Below are 17,274 nucleotides of genomic sequence, written 5' to 3'. Positions count from 1 at the left end.
TCCTGGTCAAGCGTTTCGTTCATCGGCCGCCGAGCGGCAAAATGGCCCGATGCAACGCATCACCTCCGCCACCGCCTTTGACCTGTTCGACATCGCGGCGACGCGTCGCATCGAGCATGCATCCGCGGCCACCCTGCCCTCCCACACGCTGATGCAGCGCGCGGGCCTGGCCGTGGCGCGGCTGGCAATGGCGCTCGCGCCGCATGCGCGCACGATCTGGATCGCCTGCGGGCCGGGCAACAACGGTGGCGATGGCTTCGAGGCCGCGGCGCAGTTGCAGCACCGGGGCTTCCTGCCGGTCGTCACGTTCGCGGGCGACGAAAACCGCCTGCCGCCGGATGCCAGGGCCTCGCTGCAACGGGCCAGGGACGCCGGCGTGATCTTCGCGCCGCAGCCGCCTCCCACGCATGACCTGGCCATCGATGCGCTGCTCGGCATCGGATCGACCCGGCCGCCCGAGGCCGTCATGGCCGAGTGGCTGCGCCGGATGCATGCAGGGGGACAACCGGTGCTCAGCGTCGACCTGCCCTCCGGGTTGAATGCCGACACGGGGGTCTGGAACGCCGCCCATCCAGCGGCCGACATCTCGGCCTGCCTGACCTTCCTGACCCTGAAGCCAGGCCTGTTCACAGCCCAGGGCCGCGACGCGGCGGGCACGGTGTGGTTCGACGACCTGGGTTGCAGCAGCATGGCCGAGCCGCCCGCTGCACGCCTTGCAGGCGCGCCAACGAACCGGGCGCGCAGCCACGCGTCGCACAAGGGCAGCTATGGCGATGTTGCGGTGATCGGTGGCGCGCATGGCATGGCGGGCGCTGCGCTGCTGGCCGGATCGGCCGCGTTGCACGCGGGCGCCGGACGCGTTTTCGTCGGGCTGCTCGACCCGAGGGCAGCTCCCGTCGACCTGGCGCAACCCGAGCTGATGCTGCGAGACGCCAACGCGCTCGATCTTTCGGGCGTGACTGCGGTCTGCGGATGCGGCGGCGGTGCAGACGTCCGTGCGGTGCTGCCGCGCGTGCTGGCGACAGCGGCGGCACTGGTGCTCGACGCCGATGCGTTGAACGCGATTGCTGCCGACAGCGGGTTGCAAACGCAACTGGCGTCGCGCGCCCGGCGCGGAAAGCCGACCGTGATCACCCCGCATCCGCTCGAAGCTGCGCGCCTTCTGAATTGCACGGCCGCCGACATTCAGGCGGACAGGCTCGCAGCAGCCCGCCAGCTGGCGTCGCGCTACGGCGCGATTGCCGTGCTCAAGGGCTCGGGAACGGTGATTGCCGACGGCAGCGGCGCGCCGCCGGTGCTCAATGCGACCGGCAACGCCAGGCTCGCGACCGCCGGCACGGGCGATGTGCTGGCCGGAATGATCGGCGCCGCGCTGGCGACGCAAAAACCGGCTTTCGAGGCGGCGCACGAAGCCGTCTGGCGCCACGGCCACATCGCCGACACATGGCCGGCCAACGCGCCGCCGCTGACGGCGGGCGCCTTGGCGCGCCAGGCGCCCTGCTGACGAGGTTTTGTCTAGCCGCGCCCGACGAAGGGCATCTTCGTTGCCATGACCGTATGGAACAGCACGTTGGCTTCCAACGGCAGGTTCGCCATGTAGAGCACCGACTGGCCCACGATCTTGACGTCCATCAGCGGCTCGATGGCGAGTTCGCCGTTGGCTTGCGGCACGCCCTTGGCCATGCGCGCCGCCAGTTCGGTCATGGCGTTGCCTACATCGATCTGGCCCACCGCGATGTCGTACTTGCGCCCGTCGAGCGAAGCGGTCTTGGTCAGGCCTTCCACGCCGTGCTTGGTTGCGGTGTACGCCGCCGAATTCGGCCGGGGGGCGGTGGCCGAAATGGAGCCGTTGTTGATGATGCGGCCGCCGCGGGGCGTTTGCGCTTTCATCGTGCGGAACGCCTGCTGGATGCAGAAGAACATCCCGGTCAGGTTGATGTCGACCACGCCGCGCCATTGTTCCGGCGTCCAGTCTTCGAACGGGCCCGGCGGATTGCCCACGCCGGCATTGTTGAACAGCAGGTCGACACGGCCGAAGCGCTCCACCGCGGCGGCGAACAGCGCCTGTACCGATTCGGCGTTGGACACGTCGGTGGGCACCGCGAAGGCCCGCGCGCCAGCGCCCGACTCTTCCGTCACCTGCTCCAGCGGCTCCAGGCGGCGCCCGGCCAGGGTCACGTTCCATCCGTCGGCCAGGAGTGCCAGCGCCGCGGCGCGTCCGATGCCCGTGCCAGCGCCCGTGACGATCGCGATGCGGCCCTTGTTGTTTTCCACGCTCATGTTCAGTGTCTCCTTCTCGGTGTGTCTGTAGGGGATAGGTGCAGTGCGTTGCTCGTCATGCACGGCGAGGCTTGCGCCCCTTCATCTTGTTGGCGGCCTTCTTGACCGCCGATTTGAAGGCCTGCATGGCCGACTGGGGGCCTGCCGCAACGGCGCTCGCGCCGCGTTCGATACGCGGCTCGGGAACGGCTTCGGCCTTGTGGCGCGAGCTGCGCTTGGCCGATGCCTTGACCGGCACGCCGGCCGAACCCACACCCTTGTCTTTCATGGCGCGCGCGGTGAGCTCTTCGCCTTCGCGCACCAGGCGGAAATCGATCTTGCGCCCGTCCAGGTCGACGCGGCTCACCTGCACCCGCACGCGCGTGCCGATGGCATAGCGAATGCCGGTGCGCTCGCCGCGCAGTTCCTGGCGCATTTCGTCGAACTTGAAGTATTCGCCGCCGAGTTCCGTGATGTGCACCAGGCCTTCGACATACATGGCGTCGAGCGTGACGAAGATGCCGAAGGTGGTGGCCGCAGTGACCACGCCGCCGTACTCCTCGCCCAGGTGCTCGCGCATGTACTTGCACTTGAGCCATGCCTCGACGTCGCGGCTGGCTTCGTCGGCGCGGCGTTCGTTGGCGCTGCAATGCAGGCCGGCAGCTTCCCAGGCCAGTACTTCCTTGGTTGGCGCGACGGTGGCTTTCTGCGGCTTGGTGGTCGGCGCCTTGACACGCGAAGCCAGCCGCTTGGCCAGCTTGGCATGCGCCTCGCCCGGCGTCGGCAGCATCGGCAGTTGGTAGCGCGTCTTGCCGAGAATTGCCTTGATCACGCGATGCACCAGCAGGTCCGGATAACGCCGGATCGGGCTCGTGAAGTGGGTGTAGGCCTCGTACGCCAGGCCGAAGTGGCCGCTGTTGATCGGCGTGTAGATCGCCTGCTGCATCGAGCGCAGCAGCATGGTGTGGATCTGCTGCGCGTCGGGCCGCTCCTTCGTGGCCTCGGCAATCGCCTGGAACTCGCCGGGCCGCGGGTCGTCGGTGATGCTCAACCCAACGCCCATGGCCTTCAGGTAGCCGCGCAGGATCTCCTTCTTCTCGGGCGTCGGGCCTTCGTGCACGCGGAACAGGCCCGGATGCTTGCCTTCGGCGATGAAGTCGGCGCTGCACACGTTGGCGGCGAGCATGGCCTCTTCGATCAGGCGGTGCGCCTCGTTGCGCGTGCGCGGCACGATCTTCTCGATGCGGCCCGCGTCGTCGCAGATGATCTGCGTCTCGGTGGTTTCGAAGTCGACCGCGCCACGCTTGCCGCGCTGCTTGAGCAGTGCCTTGTACACGTCGGCCAGGTTCAGCAGGTCCTTCACGCGGTCCTTGCGCTTGGCCGCCTCGGGGCCCCGGGTGTTGCCAAGAATGGCAGCCACTTCGGTATAGGTGAAGCGTGCATGGCTGAACATCACCGCCGGATAGAACTGGTAGGCGTAGATTTCGCCGTCGGCGGCCACGAGCATGTCGCACACCATGCACAGGCGCTCGACCTCGGGGTTCAACGAGCACAAGCCGTTCGAAAGCTTCTCCGGCAGCATCGGAATAACGCGGCGCGGGAAGTAGACACTGGTGGCGCGGTCGTACGCATCGATATCGATCGCCGAGCCGGTCTGCACATAGGCGCTGACGTCGGCAATGGCAACCAGCAGACGCCAACCCTTGCCGCGGCCAACCTTCGCGGGCTCGCAATACACGGCGTCGTCGAAGTCGCGCGCGTCCTCACCGTCGATGGTGACCAGCGGCACGTCGGTCAGGTCGATGCGGCCCTTCTTGTCGGCGGGCCGGACCTTCTCCGGCAGCGCCTTGGCCTCGGCCAGGCATTCCGCGGAGAACTCATGCGGCACGCCGTACTTGCGCACCGCAATCTCGATCTCCATCCCGGGGTCGTCGATCTCGCCAAGCACTTCTTTCACGCGCCCCACGGGCTGGCCGAACAGGGCCGGCGGCTCGGTGAGTTGCACGACCACGACCTGTCCCACCTTGGCGGGACCGGTCGCGCCCTTGGGGATCAGTACGTCCTGGCCGTAGCGCTTGTCTTCGGGCGCAACGAGCCAGATGCCGCCTTCATGCAACAAGCGGCCGATGATCGGCTGCTCGGGGCGTTCGACGATTTCGACCACGCGTCCTTCGGGGCGCCCGCGCCGGTCTTGCCGCACCACGCGCGCCTTGACGCGGTCCTTGTGCAGCACTGCGCGCATCTCGTTCGGGGGCAGATAGATGTCGGCTTCGCCGTCGTCGCGCTGCACGAAACCGTGCCCATCGCGATGTCCTTGAACAGTTCCTTCAAATTCATCCAGCAGACCGCTGGAATGGCCATTATTTTTGATATGATTCTCTCTTTCCTGAAATTCAAAACATAACTGCTTCGGCAGCTATGTGGGCCCAGATGGCGGAATTGGTAGACGCACTAGTTTCAGGTACTAGCGAGTAACATCGTGGAGGTTCGAGTCCTCTTCTGGGCACCACCCCTACCAAGCTGAAACCCCTGTGAATCAACGATTTACAGGGGTTTTTTCTTTGCCCTGGGAACATGATCGAGGGATGCTCTCCCTCTCGAAAGCCGATCGTGGCCAAACAAGGCCCGACCGACAGCAAGCCGCCGCATTCGCACACGCCTTCGCGGTCCCGAGTGGGGACATCCTGCGAGATTGTTTCGGGCGGCGCGGATTCAAACAGATGCAACGGGCTTCGTCTCATGAAATGCTGCGGCGGCCGCCCATGGAGAGCGGCTTTCTCGCCATTCTGACGCAGTACATCGACGAATGATCGCGCACAGTCTCAAGAAGCGGGGTAACCGGATCAATACACCGTGTTGCCAGTAAAGGTGAACCGCAAACCCAACCTGATGGGCGCGGCGTTCAACTCGCCAAAGTGATCACGGTCGGATCTGCGGGTTGCAGCGGCCTGTGAAGCCGACGTACACCTTACCACGCCGCGGTATCGCGGCTCCGACGATCTGGCTGCCAGAGCCTGGCCTGCCAAACTGCGCCATAGTCTGCGCCGGCACATCGCGCTCTGCGAGTCTCTACTTTTCATGGCCCTTTTTCAAAGCATCAGGCAATGGGCGTCGCGGATCAAGCGCGACGCCGTCACGTTGTGGTTTGCCTACCGCCATCCCGACACGCCCTGGTTCGCCAAGGCGCTTGCCGCCTTTGTCGTCGCCTATGCGCTGAGCCCGATCGATCTCATCCCCGATTTCATTCCGGTGCTCGGCTATGTCGACGACGCCCTGCTGCTGCCCGCCCTCATCTGGCTGAACATCCGCCTCATTCCGGCAGTTGTGCTCGAAGAATGCCGCGGCCAGGCCGACAAGTGGATGAAAGAGCAAGGCGCCAGGCCTCGAAGCGTTGCGGGCGCAGTGATCATCGTCGGCCTCTGGATCGGCACGTCCATTGCCCTTTGGGCCTGGTTCGACAGCTAGCTTTTGCCCGATGGCCGGGCCTCGACAGTTCATGAAATTACTGTACATTTATACAGTCTTTTCACAAAGGATAACTGCCATGTCCACGCCTGAAGAAGCCCCTCCCGCACGCAACCATGCCTTGGCAGAAGCCTTGGCGTGGATTTCGAAATTCGCGCATGCATGGAAGGCGATCGAACCCGCGCCTCATGCGCTGAGCATCGATGGATTCATCATCTGGGGGCCGGTGCTCTATGAAAAGCACGGCAAGGAAGATCCCGTGGCACTCGCCGCGCAGCTGTACGGCAAGTCAGGGGACTACTTCAAATACCTCTATCCGGGTCGCATGCACGACGCTGGCGAAGCGCTCCCGTTTTAGCCAGGAGGCATGAAGCAGGGCTGCGGGCAGTCTCTCTGCACGCACGCTCAGACGAGAAAGTCGTGTCAAAAATCACGCTTTTGAGCCAAATATGCGTCTAAAAGTAACGGAATGGCGCGCACAATGTTACCTTTGGTTTGAGTAACTCAAATTTAAGGAGCCCATTGTGATCACAGCATTTACTTTGCTAGGCGGCATGTTTCTTGGAGCGTTGTTCATGAGCCTTCTGGTCATCTCACGTTCGGATGACTAGGAACAACCGGGCCCTGCCCGCCCCGATCAAGCCTCTTCGGAAAGCCCGCTTCAAGCGGGCTTTTCTTTTGGCGGGTCAGATCGGCAGCGCAATCAGATCGTGGCCCTCGGCACCCACGATGCGGGCCTTGGTGAATTCACCCACCTTGAGCGTCTTGCTGATCTTCTCGGGCGGCAGCAAGCGAACGGTGCCGTCGATCTCTGGTGCGTCGGCGTAGGTACGGCCTACTCCGCCTTTTCGACCCATGCCCGGCGCGGAATCCACGAGCACCTGCATGGTTGCGCCGATGCGCTGGCGCAGCTTGGCAATCGACACCGCCTCCGCCACTTCCATGAACCGGGCGCGGCGTGCTTCGCGCTCGGCCGGCGGCAGCATGCCGGGAATGTCGTTGGCCGTGGCACCTTCGACGGGGCTGTAGGCAAAGCAACCGGCCCGGTCGATCTGGGCCTCGCGAATGAAATCGAGCAGATGCTCGAACTCCTGCTCGGTTTCGCCGGGGAAGCCGGCAATGAAGGTGCTGCGGATCACGAGCTCGGGACAGACCTCGCGCCAACGCGCGAGCCGCTCAAGATTCTTCTCGCCGCTGGCCGGCCGCTTCATGCGCTTGAGCACGTCGGGATGGCTGTGCTGCAACGGCACGTCGAGGTAAGGCAGCACCTGCCCGCTCGCCATCAACGGAATGATTTCGTCCACGCTCGGATACGGGTAGACATAGTGCAGCCGTACCCAGGCGCCGTAGGGCTCCGCGATTTCGCCCAGCGTGCGCACCAGTTCGAGCATGCGCGTCTTGACTGGTTTGCCGTCCCAGAAACCGGTGCGGTACTTGACGTCCACGCCATAGGCCGAGGTGTCCTGGCTGATGACCAGCAGTTCTTTCACGCCCCCTTCGAACAGGGCCTTGGCCTCGCCGAGCACGTCGCCGACAGGACGCGACACCAGGTCGCCACGCATCGACGGAATGATGCAGAAGGTGCAGCGGTGATTGCAGCCTTCGCTGATCTTCAGGTACGCATAGTGCCGCGGCGTGAGCTTGAGGCCTGCGATGCCGAAGGTGTTGGGCACCAGGTCGACGAAGGGATCGTGCGGCTTGGGCAGGTTGGCATGGACCGCATCCATGACCTCTTGCGTGGCGTGCGGACCGGTCACGGCCAGCACGCTCGGATGCATCTGCCGCACCAGGTTGCCGCCCTGGTCGCCGGTCTTGGCGCCCAGGCAGCCCGTGACGATCACGCGGCCGTTTTCCGCCAGTGCCTCGCCGATGGTGTCGAGGCTTTCCTTCACGGCATCGTCGATGAAGCCGCAGGTGTTGACGATCACCAGGTCGGCACCTTCGAAGGTCTTCGCCGTCTGGTAGCCCTCGGCGCTCAGCTGGGTCAGGATCAGTTCGGAATCGGTCAGGGCCTTGGGGCAGCCCAGGCTCACGAAGCCGACTTTGGGGGCAGCCGGCGTGGCCGTACGTTCAGGGGAGGCAACTTCGCTCATATGCCTCTATTGTCCCAGCTATCGGCCGGGACCGGGATTTCAGGGGCGTTTGATGCCGAATGCGCCCAGAACCTGCTCGGTGTTCTTCTGCATCTGTTCCTGCATTTGCAGGAACACGTTCTTGGACTGCTCGACGTAGTTGCCCATCAGCCCCTGGAGCATCGGCGACTGCATGGTCATGAAGCGCGACCACATCTCGGGCGTGAGGCCTTCGGCCTTTTCGGTGAGCTGGGCCTGCACCTCGGTCATGGCCTGGATGTTCTTCTCGAGGTACGGGCCCATGTAGCCCTGCATCGCCTGTCCGTAGAAACGGATGATGTTGGACAGCACCTGCTCGGTGAACATCGGCGCGCCACCCGCTTCTTCTTCGAGAATGATCTGCAGCAGGATGCTTCGCGTGAGGTCGTCGCCGGTCTTGGCATCGCGCACCACGAACTGAGCGTTCTGTATAACCAGCTGCTTCACCTCGGTCAGGGTGATGTAGGTGGATGTCTCGGTGTCGTAGAGCCTTCGGTTGGGGTACTTCTTGATTACACGTTGCACCGGCTTGACCCCGGACTTCTTGCTCTGCACTGCGGACTCCTTCACATGGATGCCCATGTCATCCGATCAATTCTAGGTAGCGGTTTTGCTGCATCGCGACAAGGTTTACCCTGACCACCCCTCGGTCAGCAAGATCCGCGTCCTTCAGTCGAGCGTTGTCGCGTACTCGGCGCCGCATGCGGCGCAGGTCGCCGTCTCGGGGCGTTCTTCCGTCGCATCCCTGAAACGCAACGGGCTCTTGTGCCCGTAGACGACCCAGCAACGCGGACAGTGCTCCTGGCCGGTGGTCGGCAGATACGCGCGAGCACGCTGTTCGGCGCGCTCTTGCGTCACGGGCGTGCCCTGCCGCTGGGCGCGCGCCACCTCGCGTGCAGCCATGGTGTCGGTGCGGCCGCCTGCGTGGTCGTTGATGCCATAGACCGCGCGCGCAAATTCAATGGGGGCTTGCCTGAGCAATGCGGCCAGGCGCTTGTCGGCATGAGCCCGATCAACCAGCGTTGATCGCGTATTCATCAGATCGCTTGTCAAGAAAATTGGAAAAGGTTTGCAGTGCGGCCAAGGTAGCACAACAACGTGGCCATGGTCTTTGTCTGCTTCACCGCTGGGACGATCAAGACACCGGGGAACCCGGTGAAAGCTCTGTTCAACAGACCCGGTGGTTGGCCGGATGTTGGAACAGAAATTGGTAGGCGCGATTGGACTCGAACCAACGACCCCCACCATGTCAAGGTGGTGCTCTAACCAGCTGAGCTACGCGCCTAAGGATGTGTCCGAGAAGCAGCTATTGTAGCAGGAGAAAACGCGCTTTTTAGCGCCGACGTGCAGATCGCACACCTGCAACCGCCGTGACGATGCCGAGCACCTGCGTCAGCCGCGCCGCATCGGTGATCTCCACAGTGAACGTCATCCATGCCGTGCCCTTGACCGATTGCGTCTGCACGCCGATGACATTCATCTTCTCGCGCGCAAAGACATCGGAGATATCGCGCAGGAGGCCTTGGCGATCTGCCGCTTCCACGGCCACGTCGACGGCATAGACCGGCGCCTCGCCGCCCTTCTTGGCCGCGCCCCATTCGACATCGATGACGCGCTCGCCGTCGCGCGCGGCCATCGTGCGGAAGTTGCTGCAATCGGTGCGGTGCACGCTCACGCCGTGTCCGCGCGTCACGAAGCCGCTGATGGCATCGGGCGGTGCCGGCTTGCAGCACTTGGCGAGCTGCGTCATCAGCGATGACACGCCCACCACCAGCACACCGCCCTTGCCCGATTTTTCGCTCGCGCGCGGCTTCTTGATCTGCACGCCATCGTCCGGATTCGGCGCGGGCTCCGGCGGCCGCAGCAGCACCTCGATGTTGCGCAGCGAGAACTCGTCCTTGCCAACCACTTCGAACAAATGGTCCGCCGACTTGAAGCCCAGCTGCGAAGCCAGGTCCTCGAGCCGCGTCGACGTCTTGCCTTCGCGCTGCAGCAGCTTCTCGACGGCCTCGCGCCCTCGCGCCACGGTCTCGTGCGTGATCTGCGCGTTGAACCACGCGCGCACCTTGGCACGCGCGCGGTGGCTGGCAAGGTAGCCCAGCTCGGCATTGAGCCAGTCGCGCGACGGGCCGCCCTCCTTGGCCGCGATGATCTCCACCGTCTGCCCATTGGACAGCGGCGTGTTGAGCGGCACCATCGCGCCATCGACGCGCGCACCGCGGCACCTGTGGCCGAGCGTCGTGTGCACGGTGTAGGCAAAGTCGACGGGCGTCGCGCCCTGCGGCAGCTCGACAATGGCCGCGTCCGGCGTCAGCACATAGATGCGGTCGTCGAACAGCCCCTGGCCTTGCGAGCCGCCCGAAAGATCGCGCTCCCACGCCAGAAGCTGCCGCAGCACGGCGATCTTCGCGTCGTACTCTCCGCTCGCCCACACGCCCGCATAGCCCTTGTGCCCGGCTTCCTTGTAGGCCCAATGCGCCGCCACGCCGTGCTCGGCATGGTCATGCATTTCTTCCGTGCGGATCTGGATCTCGATCGGCTTGCCGGGCTTGCCATCGACCATCTCGCGCACCACGGTGTGCAGCGACTGGTAGCCGTTGGGCTTGGGCCGCGCGATGTAGTCGTCGAACTCTTCGTCGATCGGCAGGAAATGCGAATGCACCCAGGCCAGCGCCGCGTAGCAATCCTTCACGTCGGGCACCACCACGCGCAGCGCGAGGATGTCGAACACCTGCGCGAAGTCGAGCGACTTGCCACGCATTTTCTTGACGATGCTGTAGATGTTCTTCGGCCGCCCCTGCACGATGGCGCGCACGCCCTCGGCCTGCAGCTCGCTTTCGAGCTGCGAGCGCAGCTGCTCGACATGGCCTTCGCGCTCGACCCGCTTTTCGTCGAGCAGGCGTGCAATCAGCTTGTAGGTTTCGGGTTCCAGGAAGCGGAACGAGAGATCCTCGATCTCCCACTTCACCTGCCAGATGCCGAGCCGGTTGGCCAGCGGCGCAAACACCTGCAGCGATTCGCGGGCCACGCTTTCGGGCGCCGGCCGCTTGCTGGCCGCGGCGTGCCGCAGGGTCTGGAGCCGCGAGGCGAGGCGCAGCATCACGACGCGCAGGTCGCGCGAAAACGCGAGCAGCATCTTGCGCACGTTCTCGGTCTGCGCGCCCGCGCCTTCCGACAGATGGTGGCCCTGCGAAGCCGAGCGGGCCTGCTCCTGCACGCGGACCAGCTTGGTGGTTTCGACCGCCAGCGCCGCGAAGTTGTCGCCGAACACCTTGGCAATCACTTCCTGCGGGCGGTTCAGGTGCTGGCAGGCATAGACCAGATAGCTCGCGGCCTGCATGGCCTCGGAGCCGCCCATCTTGGCGACGATGGCCGCCACGGCATCGGCGTGCGCCAGCGTGTTCTCGCCGGTGTCGAGCTTCTCGTCGGCAATCAATGGCTCGGCAAATGCGCGCGCCCGGGCGAGCATGTTCTCCATCACCGGGGTGCGATCCGCCGTGGCGGCGGACAGCGGATAGTCCGCCACTGCCGAATCGGGGGTGTGTGCCGTTTGAAGGCTCGAAGAATCGCGCTTCACGCTGCCCTCAATCGAACAGGAAGGATGTGACGGCCAGGACTTGCGCAGGGTCGACGAAGGTCGGCGCATGGCCCACGCCTTCGAATTCGATCAGCGCCGCGCGGGGCCCGCGCTGCGTCATGGCCAGCGCCGTTTCGCGCGACAGCAGATCCGACTGGGCGCCACGCGTCACCAGGGTTCGCGCCTCGATGGCGTCGTACAGGCTCCACATCACCGCGCCGCCCTGGGCCGCGGCCTCGGGCGTGATGGCGCGCAGCGACACGGCAATGGCTGGGTCGTAGTGGAGCAGGCAGGGACCGGCTTCGCCGCCGCCGGCTTCATCGGCCTCCAGCTTGCACGCACCGTCAGCCGTGCGCCGGGATGCCGGCACCACCATGTGCTTGGACAGCGAAAGCCATTGCTCAGGCGTATGGGGACCGAAGCTGGTCGAAATTGCCCACATGGCGTCCGCCGCTTCCTGCAGGCTCGCATAGCGGCCGCCCTGGCCCACGTAGGCGCCAATGCGCTGGATGGCCACGGCCTCGATCGTCGGGCCGACGTCATTCACGATGAAGCGGCGTATGGGCCGGGGCAGCGGCAATTGCCTGTGGCCGGCCAGCACGAAACCGATGAGTCCGCCCATGCTGGTACCCAGATAGTCGAGCGTATCGATCGGCTGTTCGCGATGCAGCTGCGCCAAGAGCGCCACCATGTCGGCCGCATAGACCGGCACCTGGTAGAGCGCCGGATCGCGCAGCCAGTCGCTTCGGCCGCGCCCTGCGACATCGGGACAGACCACGCGCACGTCGCCGCCGGCGCGGGCCACGATGGCCTGGGCCAGCACGTCGAAATCTCGCCCCTGTCGGGTCAGGCCGTGCACGCACATCACCAGACGCGCACTGCGCGCGCTGCCCCATTGCCAATAGGCCATGCGATGCCCGCCTTGGGGGTCGTCGCACGCCACGTAATGAAGCGTCGGTTCTGTCATGAAAACGAAGTCGTCCTGGTGCGGATAATGTCTCGTCGCATCCTAATTCATCCGGAGATTGAACTTCATGCTCAAAGGCAAAACCGCGCTTGTCACGGGGTCCACCAGCGGCATTGGCCTTGCCATTGCCGAGGCACTTGCACAACAAGGCGCGCACATCGTGCTCAACGGTTTCGGCGATGCCGAGACTCCCAAGGCCCGCATCGAAGCGCTCGGCGTGCGCGCCGAATACCACGGCGCCGACATGAGCAAGCCCGACCAGATCGAGGACATGATGAAGTTCGCCGCGTCCAGGTTCGGCCGCGTCGACATCCTCGTCAACAACGCCGGCATCCAGCACGTGGCAAAGGTCGAGGACTTTCCGCCCGAGCGCTGGGACGCCATCATTGCAATCAACCTCACGAGCGCGTTCCACACGACGCGGCTCGCGATTCCGGCCATGCGCGAAGCCAATTGGGGACGCATCGTCAATGTCGCGTCGGCCCACGGGCTGGTCGCTTCGGCGCAGAAGTCCGCCTACGTGGCGGCCAAGCACGGCATCGTCGGCTTCACCAAGTCGGTAGCGCTCGAAACCGCGACCACCGGCATCACCAGCAATGCGATCTGCCCGGGCTGGGTGCTGACCCAGCTGGTGCAAAAGCAGATCGACGACCGCGCGGCACGCGAAGGCATCTCGGCCACGCAGGCGCAAAACGAACTGCTCGGGGAAAAGCAGCCTTCGCTGCAGTTCACCACGGTCGAGCAGCTCGGCGGACTGGCGGTGTTCCTGTGCTCGCCGGCCGCCGACCAGGTCCGCGGCGTGGCCTGGCAAATGGACGGCGGCTGGACCGCACAGTGATCAAAGGGGGAGCGGGCCGCGCCCTCCCCCGCGCCTGCCTGCCCCTCTACTTGAGCTGCACCGAACCCGACACGTTCACCACCACGCTGGTCTTCCCGGCTTCCACCGGCACTGGCGCATCGGGGGAAAAAGATTTGGCCGATGCGGCCATGGCGCGCGGCCGGATCGGGCCGCTGTCGTTCGCGTTCACCGAGACCTCGCGCAGCGTATAACCGGCAAAGCCGAAGCCCTTGGCCAGCTCGGTGGCCTTCTGCTTGAAGTTTTCGATCGCGATGGTCTGGGCCTCCGTTTCGCTCCTGGCGCGCTGCTCGCGGCTCAGCGCGAAGCCCACATTGCCGACGTTGAGCGTGGTGATGCGCCCTGCCGTCTGCGTGATGCGCGGGAAGTCGCGGCCCTCGAGCACCATTTCAGCGGAGCCCTGCCAGCCGTTGATCTTTCCTTCGCGGGTGTAGCGCGGCGACAGGCTGAAGTTGCCGGTGCGCACGTCGAGTTGCCCGGGCTGGGCGTTCTTCTTGGCTTCGGCCAGCGCCGCATCCACCGCGGCCTTGAGCTGCGACTGGACGGTGGCAGCATCGGTGGCGTCGCGCGTGGTGGTGAGTGTCATGCTCAGCAGGTCCTGCTGCACTTCGACCGTGCCCGAGGCAGTGAGTTGCAGCACGTTCTGCGGCGGCGGGGCCATGTTCTGCGCCGTGGCACTGCCTGCGGCCGCTGCCGCGGCCAACGCGGCGCAGGCCGCGATCCAACTGATTTTCTTCAAGACGAGTTACCCCCTGGATTGGTATTCGAGAACGCAAGACCGCGCGCCGCGCCGCCTCAGCGGCGCTGGCTGCGGGGCAAGGTCAAGGCGCGGGCCGCCGACATCGGCGGCGGCGCGATTCGCTCGGCCGGCTGCGATTCTGCCGAATTCATTGCCCTGGGGGGTGTGCCGGGCGGTGTCCACTGGCCGCGCACCTGCTGGCGCAATTCGAAGAGTTCGGCCGCCGTCAGGCGCCTGCCGGCCGCCGCCTCCTCCCGCCGGATCTCGTCGCGCTGTGCCGCCCGGTGAGCCGCCACGGCTTCGCGCACTTCGTTGCGGCGCGAATCGCCGACCTTGAGGAAATCTCCAGCCGTGGCCCAGGTCGAGCCGCAGCTGCAGGCAACGAGGATCGGCAACGCGGAAAAGAGGGTTCTCATTGAACGGAAGTCATAAGACAAGTGCACTTTGCCACCGCCGGACGAAGGCCGGATGGCTAGACAGCTAGCGACCGCAAGTTTTGTAACTTAGTGTCAAACAATAAGTAAAACTGGCTCAGCGAGGGCTCAACGCCTTCAGAATCGGCGCTGTTACAAATTCAACGTTGTAGAAATGACTCAAGTTCCCGCTCGCACCGACAAGATCGTGATCGTCGACGACGACGCCCGCATCCGCGACCTGCTTCGCCGCTACCTGACCCAGGAAGGTTTCGAAGTGATCGTGGCCGAGGACGGCAAGGCGCTCAACCGCATCCTGTTGCGCGACACGGTCGATTTGATCGTGCTCGACCTGATGATGCCCGGCGAGGACGGCCTCTCGGTCTGCCGCCGCCTGCGCGCCGCCAACGACCGCACGCCGATCATCATGCTCACCGCCAAGGGCGAAGATGTCGACCGCATCGTCGGTCTTGAGGTCGGCGCCGACGACTACCTTGGCAAGCCCTTCAATCCCCGCGAACTGCTGGCGCGCGTGCACGCCGTGCTGCGCCGCCGTCCGCCGCTCGAGGCGCCCGGTGCCCCATCCACCGAGAACGAAACCGTCACTTTCGGGCCGTTCGCCTTCGACCTCGGCTCGCGCACGCTCAAGAAGGACGGCGAAGAGCTTTCCCTGACCACCGGCGAATTCGCGATGCTGAAAGCGCTGGTGCGCCATCCGCGCCAGCCGCTCTCGCGCGAAAAACTGGCCCAGCTGGCACGCGGCCGCGAATTCGAGCCCTTCGACCGCAGCCTCGATGTGCAGATCTCGCGCCTGCGCAAGCTGGTCGAAGCCGACGCCGCGGCGCCCCGCTACATCCAGACGGTGTGGGGCGTAGGCTATGTCTTCGTGCCGGACGGCACGGCCTGACGACATCCCGAGGTGGCCATCGGCCTGAATTCAGCCAGACCCAGCCCAGCCCAGGAGGACGGCGCCCAGGTCACGATGCCGAGCCCTCTGGAGGGCGCCGGCCAGCGTGACCGGCGACCGGGCCTCAAGCTCGGCTTCAGCCTTTTCTGGCGCACATTTTTCCTGCTCGCGCTGCTGCTGATCGGCTGCACGGTCGCGTGGCTGCAAACCTTTCGCTCGCTCGAGTACGAGCCCCGTGCCATCCAGACGGCGCACCAGATCGCCTCGCTGGTGAACCTTACGCGCGCGGCGCTGGTGTATTCGGACGCGATCACGCGGGTGTCGCTGATCAAGACGCTGGCCGATCAGGAAGGCGTGCGCATCCTGCCGCGCGAACCCAACGACCGCTTCCAGCCCTACACCAGCGGCGCGCTCGACCAGCGCGTGACCGAGGAACTGATCGACCAGCTCGGCGAAGGCACCACCGTGGCCAGCCGCGTCAATGACGAGCCCGGCCTGTGGATCGGCTTCACCATCGAAAGCGACGCCTACTGGCTGCTGCTCGACCCGACCCGCTTCAGCCGCGTGGGGGGCCGCACGTGGCTGGTCTGGCTCAGCACCGCCATGGCCTTGTCCCTGGCCGGCGCGGCGCTGATCACCCGGCTCATCAACCTGCCGCTCAAGCAGCTGTCGCGCGCCACCATGCAGGTGCGCGAGGGCGAGTACGAGGCGCACCGGCTCGACGAAAGCGCGCGCACCAACGAGATCCGCGCGGTCAACATCGGCTTCAACCGCATGGCCGACCAGCTCGCCAAGATCGAGCAGGACCGCGCCATCATGCTGGCCGGCATTTCGCACGACCTGCGCACCCCGCTGGCGCGCCTGCGCCTGGAAACAGAGATGAGCGTGGCCGACGAGGACGCGCGCGACCACATGGCGGCGGACATCGCCCAGCTGGACGCGATCATCGACAAGTTCCTCGACTACGCACGGCCCGACCACGTCGATCCCAAGCCCGTGCTGCTGCGCGACGTGGTCGATGCCTGCACCTATGCCGTGCAGGATTACGAAGAAATGAAGATCCGGGTCGATGTGCCGTCCGACCTCCGCGTGCTGGGCGACGAGGTCGAACTCACCCGCGTGATCTCCAACCTGGTGGAGAACGCGCGGCGCTACGGCAAGACGCCCTCCACCGGCGTGGCCGACGTCGTGATCCAGGCCCAGGCCAACAACGACGCGGTGCTGATCAAGGTGCGCGACCACGGCGCGGGCGTCGAACCCGCCCTGCTCTCGCAATTGACCAAGCCGTTCTTCCGGGGCGACGTGGCGCGCACCTCCGCCGCCGGCGCCGGCCTCGGCCTGTCGATCGTGGCCAAGAACATCGAGCGCATGGGCGGCACCTTTGCGCTCACCAGCACGCCGGGACGCGGCCTGGCGGCGCACATTCGCATGCCGCGCGCCATGCCCGAGCCCAGGCCCATGGATCCCCCCGGCCGGCGCGCCTGACTCAGCGGTGCAGCAGAACCACCGCGCGGGCTTCCATCGCGCGGCCCTCGCCGACCGGCCCGAGCTTCTCGGCCGTCTTGGCCTTCACGTTGACCTGATCGGGCGCGAGGCCCAGCGCCCCTGCGATACGCTGGCACATGGCCTGAATGTGCGGGGCCAGCTTGGGCGCCTGCGCGATCACCGTGCTGTCGACATTGCCGATCTCCCAGCCCGCGGCGCGTACGCGGCGCGCCGCCTCGCCCAGCAGCACGGCCGAGTCGGCGCCGCGAAACTGCGCATCGGTGTCGGGGAAATGCCGTCCGATGTCGCCCAGGCCCGCCGCACCCAGCAATGCGTCGGTGATGGCATGCAGCAGCACGTCGGCGTCGGAATGACCCAGGAGGCCGGTGGTGTGCGGCACCTCGACGCCGCCCAGGATCAGCTTGCGCCCCGCCACCAGCTGGTGGACATCCCAGCCCTCGCCGACGCGGATGTTGAACGGAGCGCTCATTGAAG

The 17,274-nt window shown here is 65.5% G+C and carries 16 protein-coding genes and 2 tRNA genes; 7 read left to right on the top strand and 11 right to left on the bottom strand.

All coding sequences use genetic code 11. From position 1 onward, the window contains the following. Window positions 1–49: 49 nt before the first annotated feature. Window positions 50–1,504 carry an NAD(P)H-hydrate dehydratase gene (locus tag ACAM55_RS10235; RefSeq protein ID WP_369655902.1) on the top strand — a complete coding sequence of 485 codons (1,455 nt, stop codon included), beginning with the start codon at window positions 50–52 and terminating at the stop codon, window positions 1,502–1,504. Between the two features lie 11 nt (window positions 1,505–1,515). Here the strand turns inward: ACAM55_RS10235 and ACAM55_RS10230 are convergent, their stop codons facing one another. Next, complete coding sequence (locus tag ACAM55_RS10230; RefSeq protein WP_369655901.1) at window positions 1,516–2,280, bottom strand: SDR family oxidoreductase; 765 nt, start codon at window positions 2,278–2,280, stop codon at window positions 1,516–1,518. 55 nt (window positions 2,281–2,335) lie between these two features. Further along, window positions 2,336–4,603, bottom strand: a complete 2,268-nt coding sequence (rnr, locus tag ACAM55_RS10225) for a ribonuclease R (RefSeq protein WP_369656370.1) — start codon at window positions 4,601–4,603, stop codon at window positions 2,336–2,338. A gap of 80 nt (window positions 4,604–4,683) precedes the next feature. Between rnr and ACAM55_RS10220 the strand changes: the two genes are divergently transcribed. From ACAM55_RS10220 to ACAM55_RS10210, 3 genes are all read left to right on the top strand, one after another. Next, window positions 4,684–4,768: transfer RNA gene (locus tag ACAM55_RS10220), tRNA-Leu, on the top strand. Between the two features lie 569 nt (window positions 4,769–5,337). Further along, the gene (locus ACAM55_RS10215; RefSeq protein ID WP_369655900.1) at window positions 5,338–5,724 is read left to right on the top strand and encodes a YkvA family protein; all 387 of its coding nucleotides are present in this window, start codon (window positions 5,338–5,340) and stop codon (window positions 5,722–5,724) included. Between the two features lie 79 nt (window positions 5,725–5,803). Then, window positions 5,804–6,082 (top strand): hypothetical protein, encoded by a 279-nt coding sequence (locus ACAM55_RS10210; RefSeq protein WP_369655899.1) that lies wholly within the window; start codon window positions 5,804–5,806, stop codon window positions 6,080–6,082. Window positions 6,083–6,410: 328 nt separating this feature from the next. Here ACAM55_RS10210 and rimO read toward each other — a convergent pair whose 3' ends face one another. The 6 genes from rimO to ACAM55_RS10180 all read right to left on the bottom strand — a co-directional run bounded on the left by rimO (window position 6,411) and on the right by ACAM55_RS10180 (window position 12,379). Continuing rightward, window positions 6,411–7,817, bottom strand: coding sequence for a 30S ribosomal protein S12 methylthiotransferase RimO (gene rimO / locus ACAM55_RS10205; RefSeq protein ID WP_369655898.1), 1,407 nt, complete (start codon window positions 7,815–7,817; stop codon window positions 6,411–6,413). Between the two features lie 39 nt (window positions 7,818–7,856). Next, window positions 7,857–8,417, bottom strand: coding sequence for a polyhydroxyalkanoate synthesis repressor PhaR (gene phaR, locus ACAM55_RS10200; protein WP_369655897.1), 561 nt, complete (start codon window positions 8,415–8,417; stop codon window positions 7,857–7,859). Window positions 8,418–8,504: 87 nt separating this feature from the next. Then, window positions 8,505–8,873, bottom strand: a complete 369-nt coding sequence (locus tag ACAM55_RS10195) for a hypothetical protein (RefSeq protein ID WP_369655896.1) — start codon at window positions 8,871–8,873, stop codon at window positions 8,505–8,507. A 170-nt stretch (window positions 8,874–9,043) separates the two neighbouring features. Continuing rightward, window positions 9,044–9,120: transfer RNA gene (locus ACAM55_RS10190), tRNA-Val, on the bottom strand. A 48-nt stretch (window positions 9,121–9,168) separates the two neighbouring features. Further along, entirely contained in the window at window positions 9,169–11,313 is a 2,145-nt protein-coding gene (locus ACAM55_RS10185; RefSeq protein ID WP_369656369.1) for a bifunctional (p)ppGpp synthetase/guanosine-3',5'-bis(diphosphate) 3'-pyrophosphohydrolase, read from the bottom strand. A gap of 106 nt (window positions 11,314–11,419) precedes the next feature. Continuing rightward, window positions 11,420–12,379 carry an alpha/beta fold hydrolase gene (locus ACAM55_RS10180; RefSeq protein ID WP_369655895.1) on the bottom strand — a complete coding sequence of 320 codons (960 nt, stop codon included), beginning with the start codon at window positions 12,377–12,379 and terminating at the stop codon, window positions 11,420–11,422. Between the two features lie 67 nt (window positions 12,380–12,446). Here ACAM55_RS10180 and ACAM55_RS10175 point away from each other — a divergent pair, with 67 nt between their 5' ends. Continuing rightward, window positions 12,447–13,217 carry a 3-hydroxybutyrate dehydrogenase gene (locus ACAM55_RS10175; protein ID WP_369655894.1) on the top strand — a complete coding sequence of 257 codons (771 nt, stop codon included), beginning with the start codon at window positions 12,447–12,449 and terminating at the stop codon, window positions 13,215–13,217. 46 nt (window positions 13,218–13,263) lie between these two features. Here ACAM55_RS10175 and ACAM55_RS10170 read toward each other — a convergent pair whose 3' ends face one another. Together ACAM55_RS10170 and ACAM55_RS10165 are read right to left on the bottom strand one after the other, a co-directional pair. Then, window positions 13,264–13,974, bottom strand: a complete 711-nt coding sequence (locus ACAM55_RS10170; RefSeq protein WP_369655893.1) for an SIMPL domain-containing protein — start codon at window positions 13,972–13,974, stop codon at window positions 13,264–13,266. A gap of 56 nt (window positions 13,975–14,030) precedes the next feature. Then, on the bottom strand, window positions 14,031–14,390 hold the full coding sequence (locus ACAM55_RS10165) for a hypothetical protein (RefSeq protein WP_369655892.1): 360 nt from the start codon (window positions 14,388–14,390) through the stop codon (window positions 14,031–14,033). Between the two features lie 172 nt (window positions 14,391–14,562). Between ACAM55_RS10165 and ompR the strand changes: the two genes are divergently transcribed. Then, a complete protein-coding gene (gene ompR, locus ACAM55_RS10160) occupies window positions 14,563–15,294 on the top strand; it encodes a two-component system response regulator OmpR (protein WP_012747691.1) in 732 nt (243 codons plus the stop codon). A 75-nt stretch (window positions 15,295–15,369) separates the two neighbouring features. Further along, window positions 15,370–16,779 carry an ATP-binding protein gene (locus tag ACAM55_RS10155; protein WP_369655891.1) on the top strand — a complete coding sequence of 470 codons (1,410 nt, stop codon included), beginning with the start codon at window positions 15,370–15,372 and terminating at the stop codon, window positions 16,777–16,779. 1 nt (window position 16,780) lies between these two features. Here ACAM55_RS10155 and ispF read toward each other — a convergent pair whose 3' ends face one another. Beyond that, entirely contained in the window at window positions 16,781–17,269 is a 489-nt protein-coding gene (gene ispF / locus ACAM55_RS10150; RefSeq protein WP_369655890.1) for a 2-C-methyl-D-erythritol 2,4-cyclodiphosphate synthase, read from the bottom strand. Window positions 17,270–17,274 lie beyond the last annotated feature (5 nt).

Origin of the sequence: Variovorax sp. V213, from assembly GCF_041154455.1 — a bacterium.
GTDB lineage: Bacteria > Pseudomonadota > Gammaproteobacteria > Burkholderiales > Burkholderiaceae_C > Variovorax.
The sequence above is the reverse complement of the archived record's forward strand: the minus strand, read 5'-3'. Positions and strand labels throughout refer to the sequence as shown.

Excerpts from the sequence above, each read along its gene's own strand:
- ACAM55_RS10215 (WP_369655900.1), top strand. The coding sequence starts at position 5,338 with ATGGCCCTTTTTCAAAGCATCAGGCAATGGGCGTCGCGGATCAAGCGC.
- phaR (WP_369655897.1), bottom strand. The coding sequence starts at position 8,417 with ATGGGCATCCATGTGAAGGAGTCCGCAGTGCAGAGCAAGAAGTCCGGG.
- rimO (WP_369655898.1), bottom strand. The coding sequence starts at position 7,817 with ATGAGCGAAGTTGCCTCCCCTGAACGTACGGCCACGCCGGCTGCCCCC.
- ACAM55_RS10230 (WP_369655901.1), bottom strand. The coding sequence starts at position 2,280 with ATGAGCGTGGAAAACAACAAGGGCCGCATCGCGATCGTCACGGGCGCT.
- ACAM55_RS10235 (WP_369655902.1), top strand. The coding sequence starts at position 50 with ATGCAACGCATCACCTCCGCCACCGCCTTTGACCTGTTCGACATCGCG.
- ACAM55_RS10195 (WP_369655896.1), bottom strand. The coding sequence starts at position 8,873 with ATGAATACGCGATCAACGCTGGTTGATCGGGCTCATGCCGACAAGCGC.
- ACAM55_RS10180 (WP_369655895.1), bottom strand. The coding sequence starts at position 12,379 with ATGACAGAACCGACGCTTCATTACGTGGCGTGCGACGACCCCCAAGGC.
- ACAM55_RS10175 (WP_369655894.1), top strand. The coding sequence starts at position 12,447 with ATGCTCAAAGGCAAAACCGCGCTTGTCACGGGGTCCACCAGCGGCATT.
- ACAM55_RS10155 (WP_369655891.1), top strand. The coding sequence starts at position 15,370 with ATGCCGAGCCCTCTGGAGGGCGCCGGCCAGCGTGACCGGCGACCGGGC.
- ACAM55_RS10165 (WP_369655892.1), bottom strand. The coding sequence starts at position 14,390 with ATGAGAACCCTCTTTTCCGCGTTGCCGATCCTCGTTGCCTGCAGCTGC.
- ACAM55_RS10185 (WP_369656369.1), bottom strand. The coding sequence starts at position 11,313 with ATGGAGAACATGCTCGCCCGGGCGCGCGCATTTGCCGAGCCATTGATT.
- ispF (WP_369655890.1), bottom strand. The coding sequence starts at position 17,269 with ATGAGCGCTCCGTTCAACATCCGCGTCGGCGAGGGCTGGGATGTCCAC.
- ompR (WP_012747691.1), top strand. The coding sequence starts at position 14,563 with ATGACTCAAGTTCCCGCTCGCACCGACAAGATCGTGATCGTCGACGAC.
- ACAM55_RS10210 (WP_369655899.1), top strand. The coding sequence starts at position 5,804 with ATGTCCACGCCTGAAGAAGCCCCTCCCGCACGCAACCATGCCTTGGCA.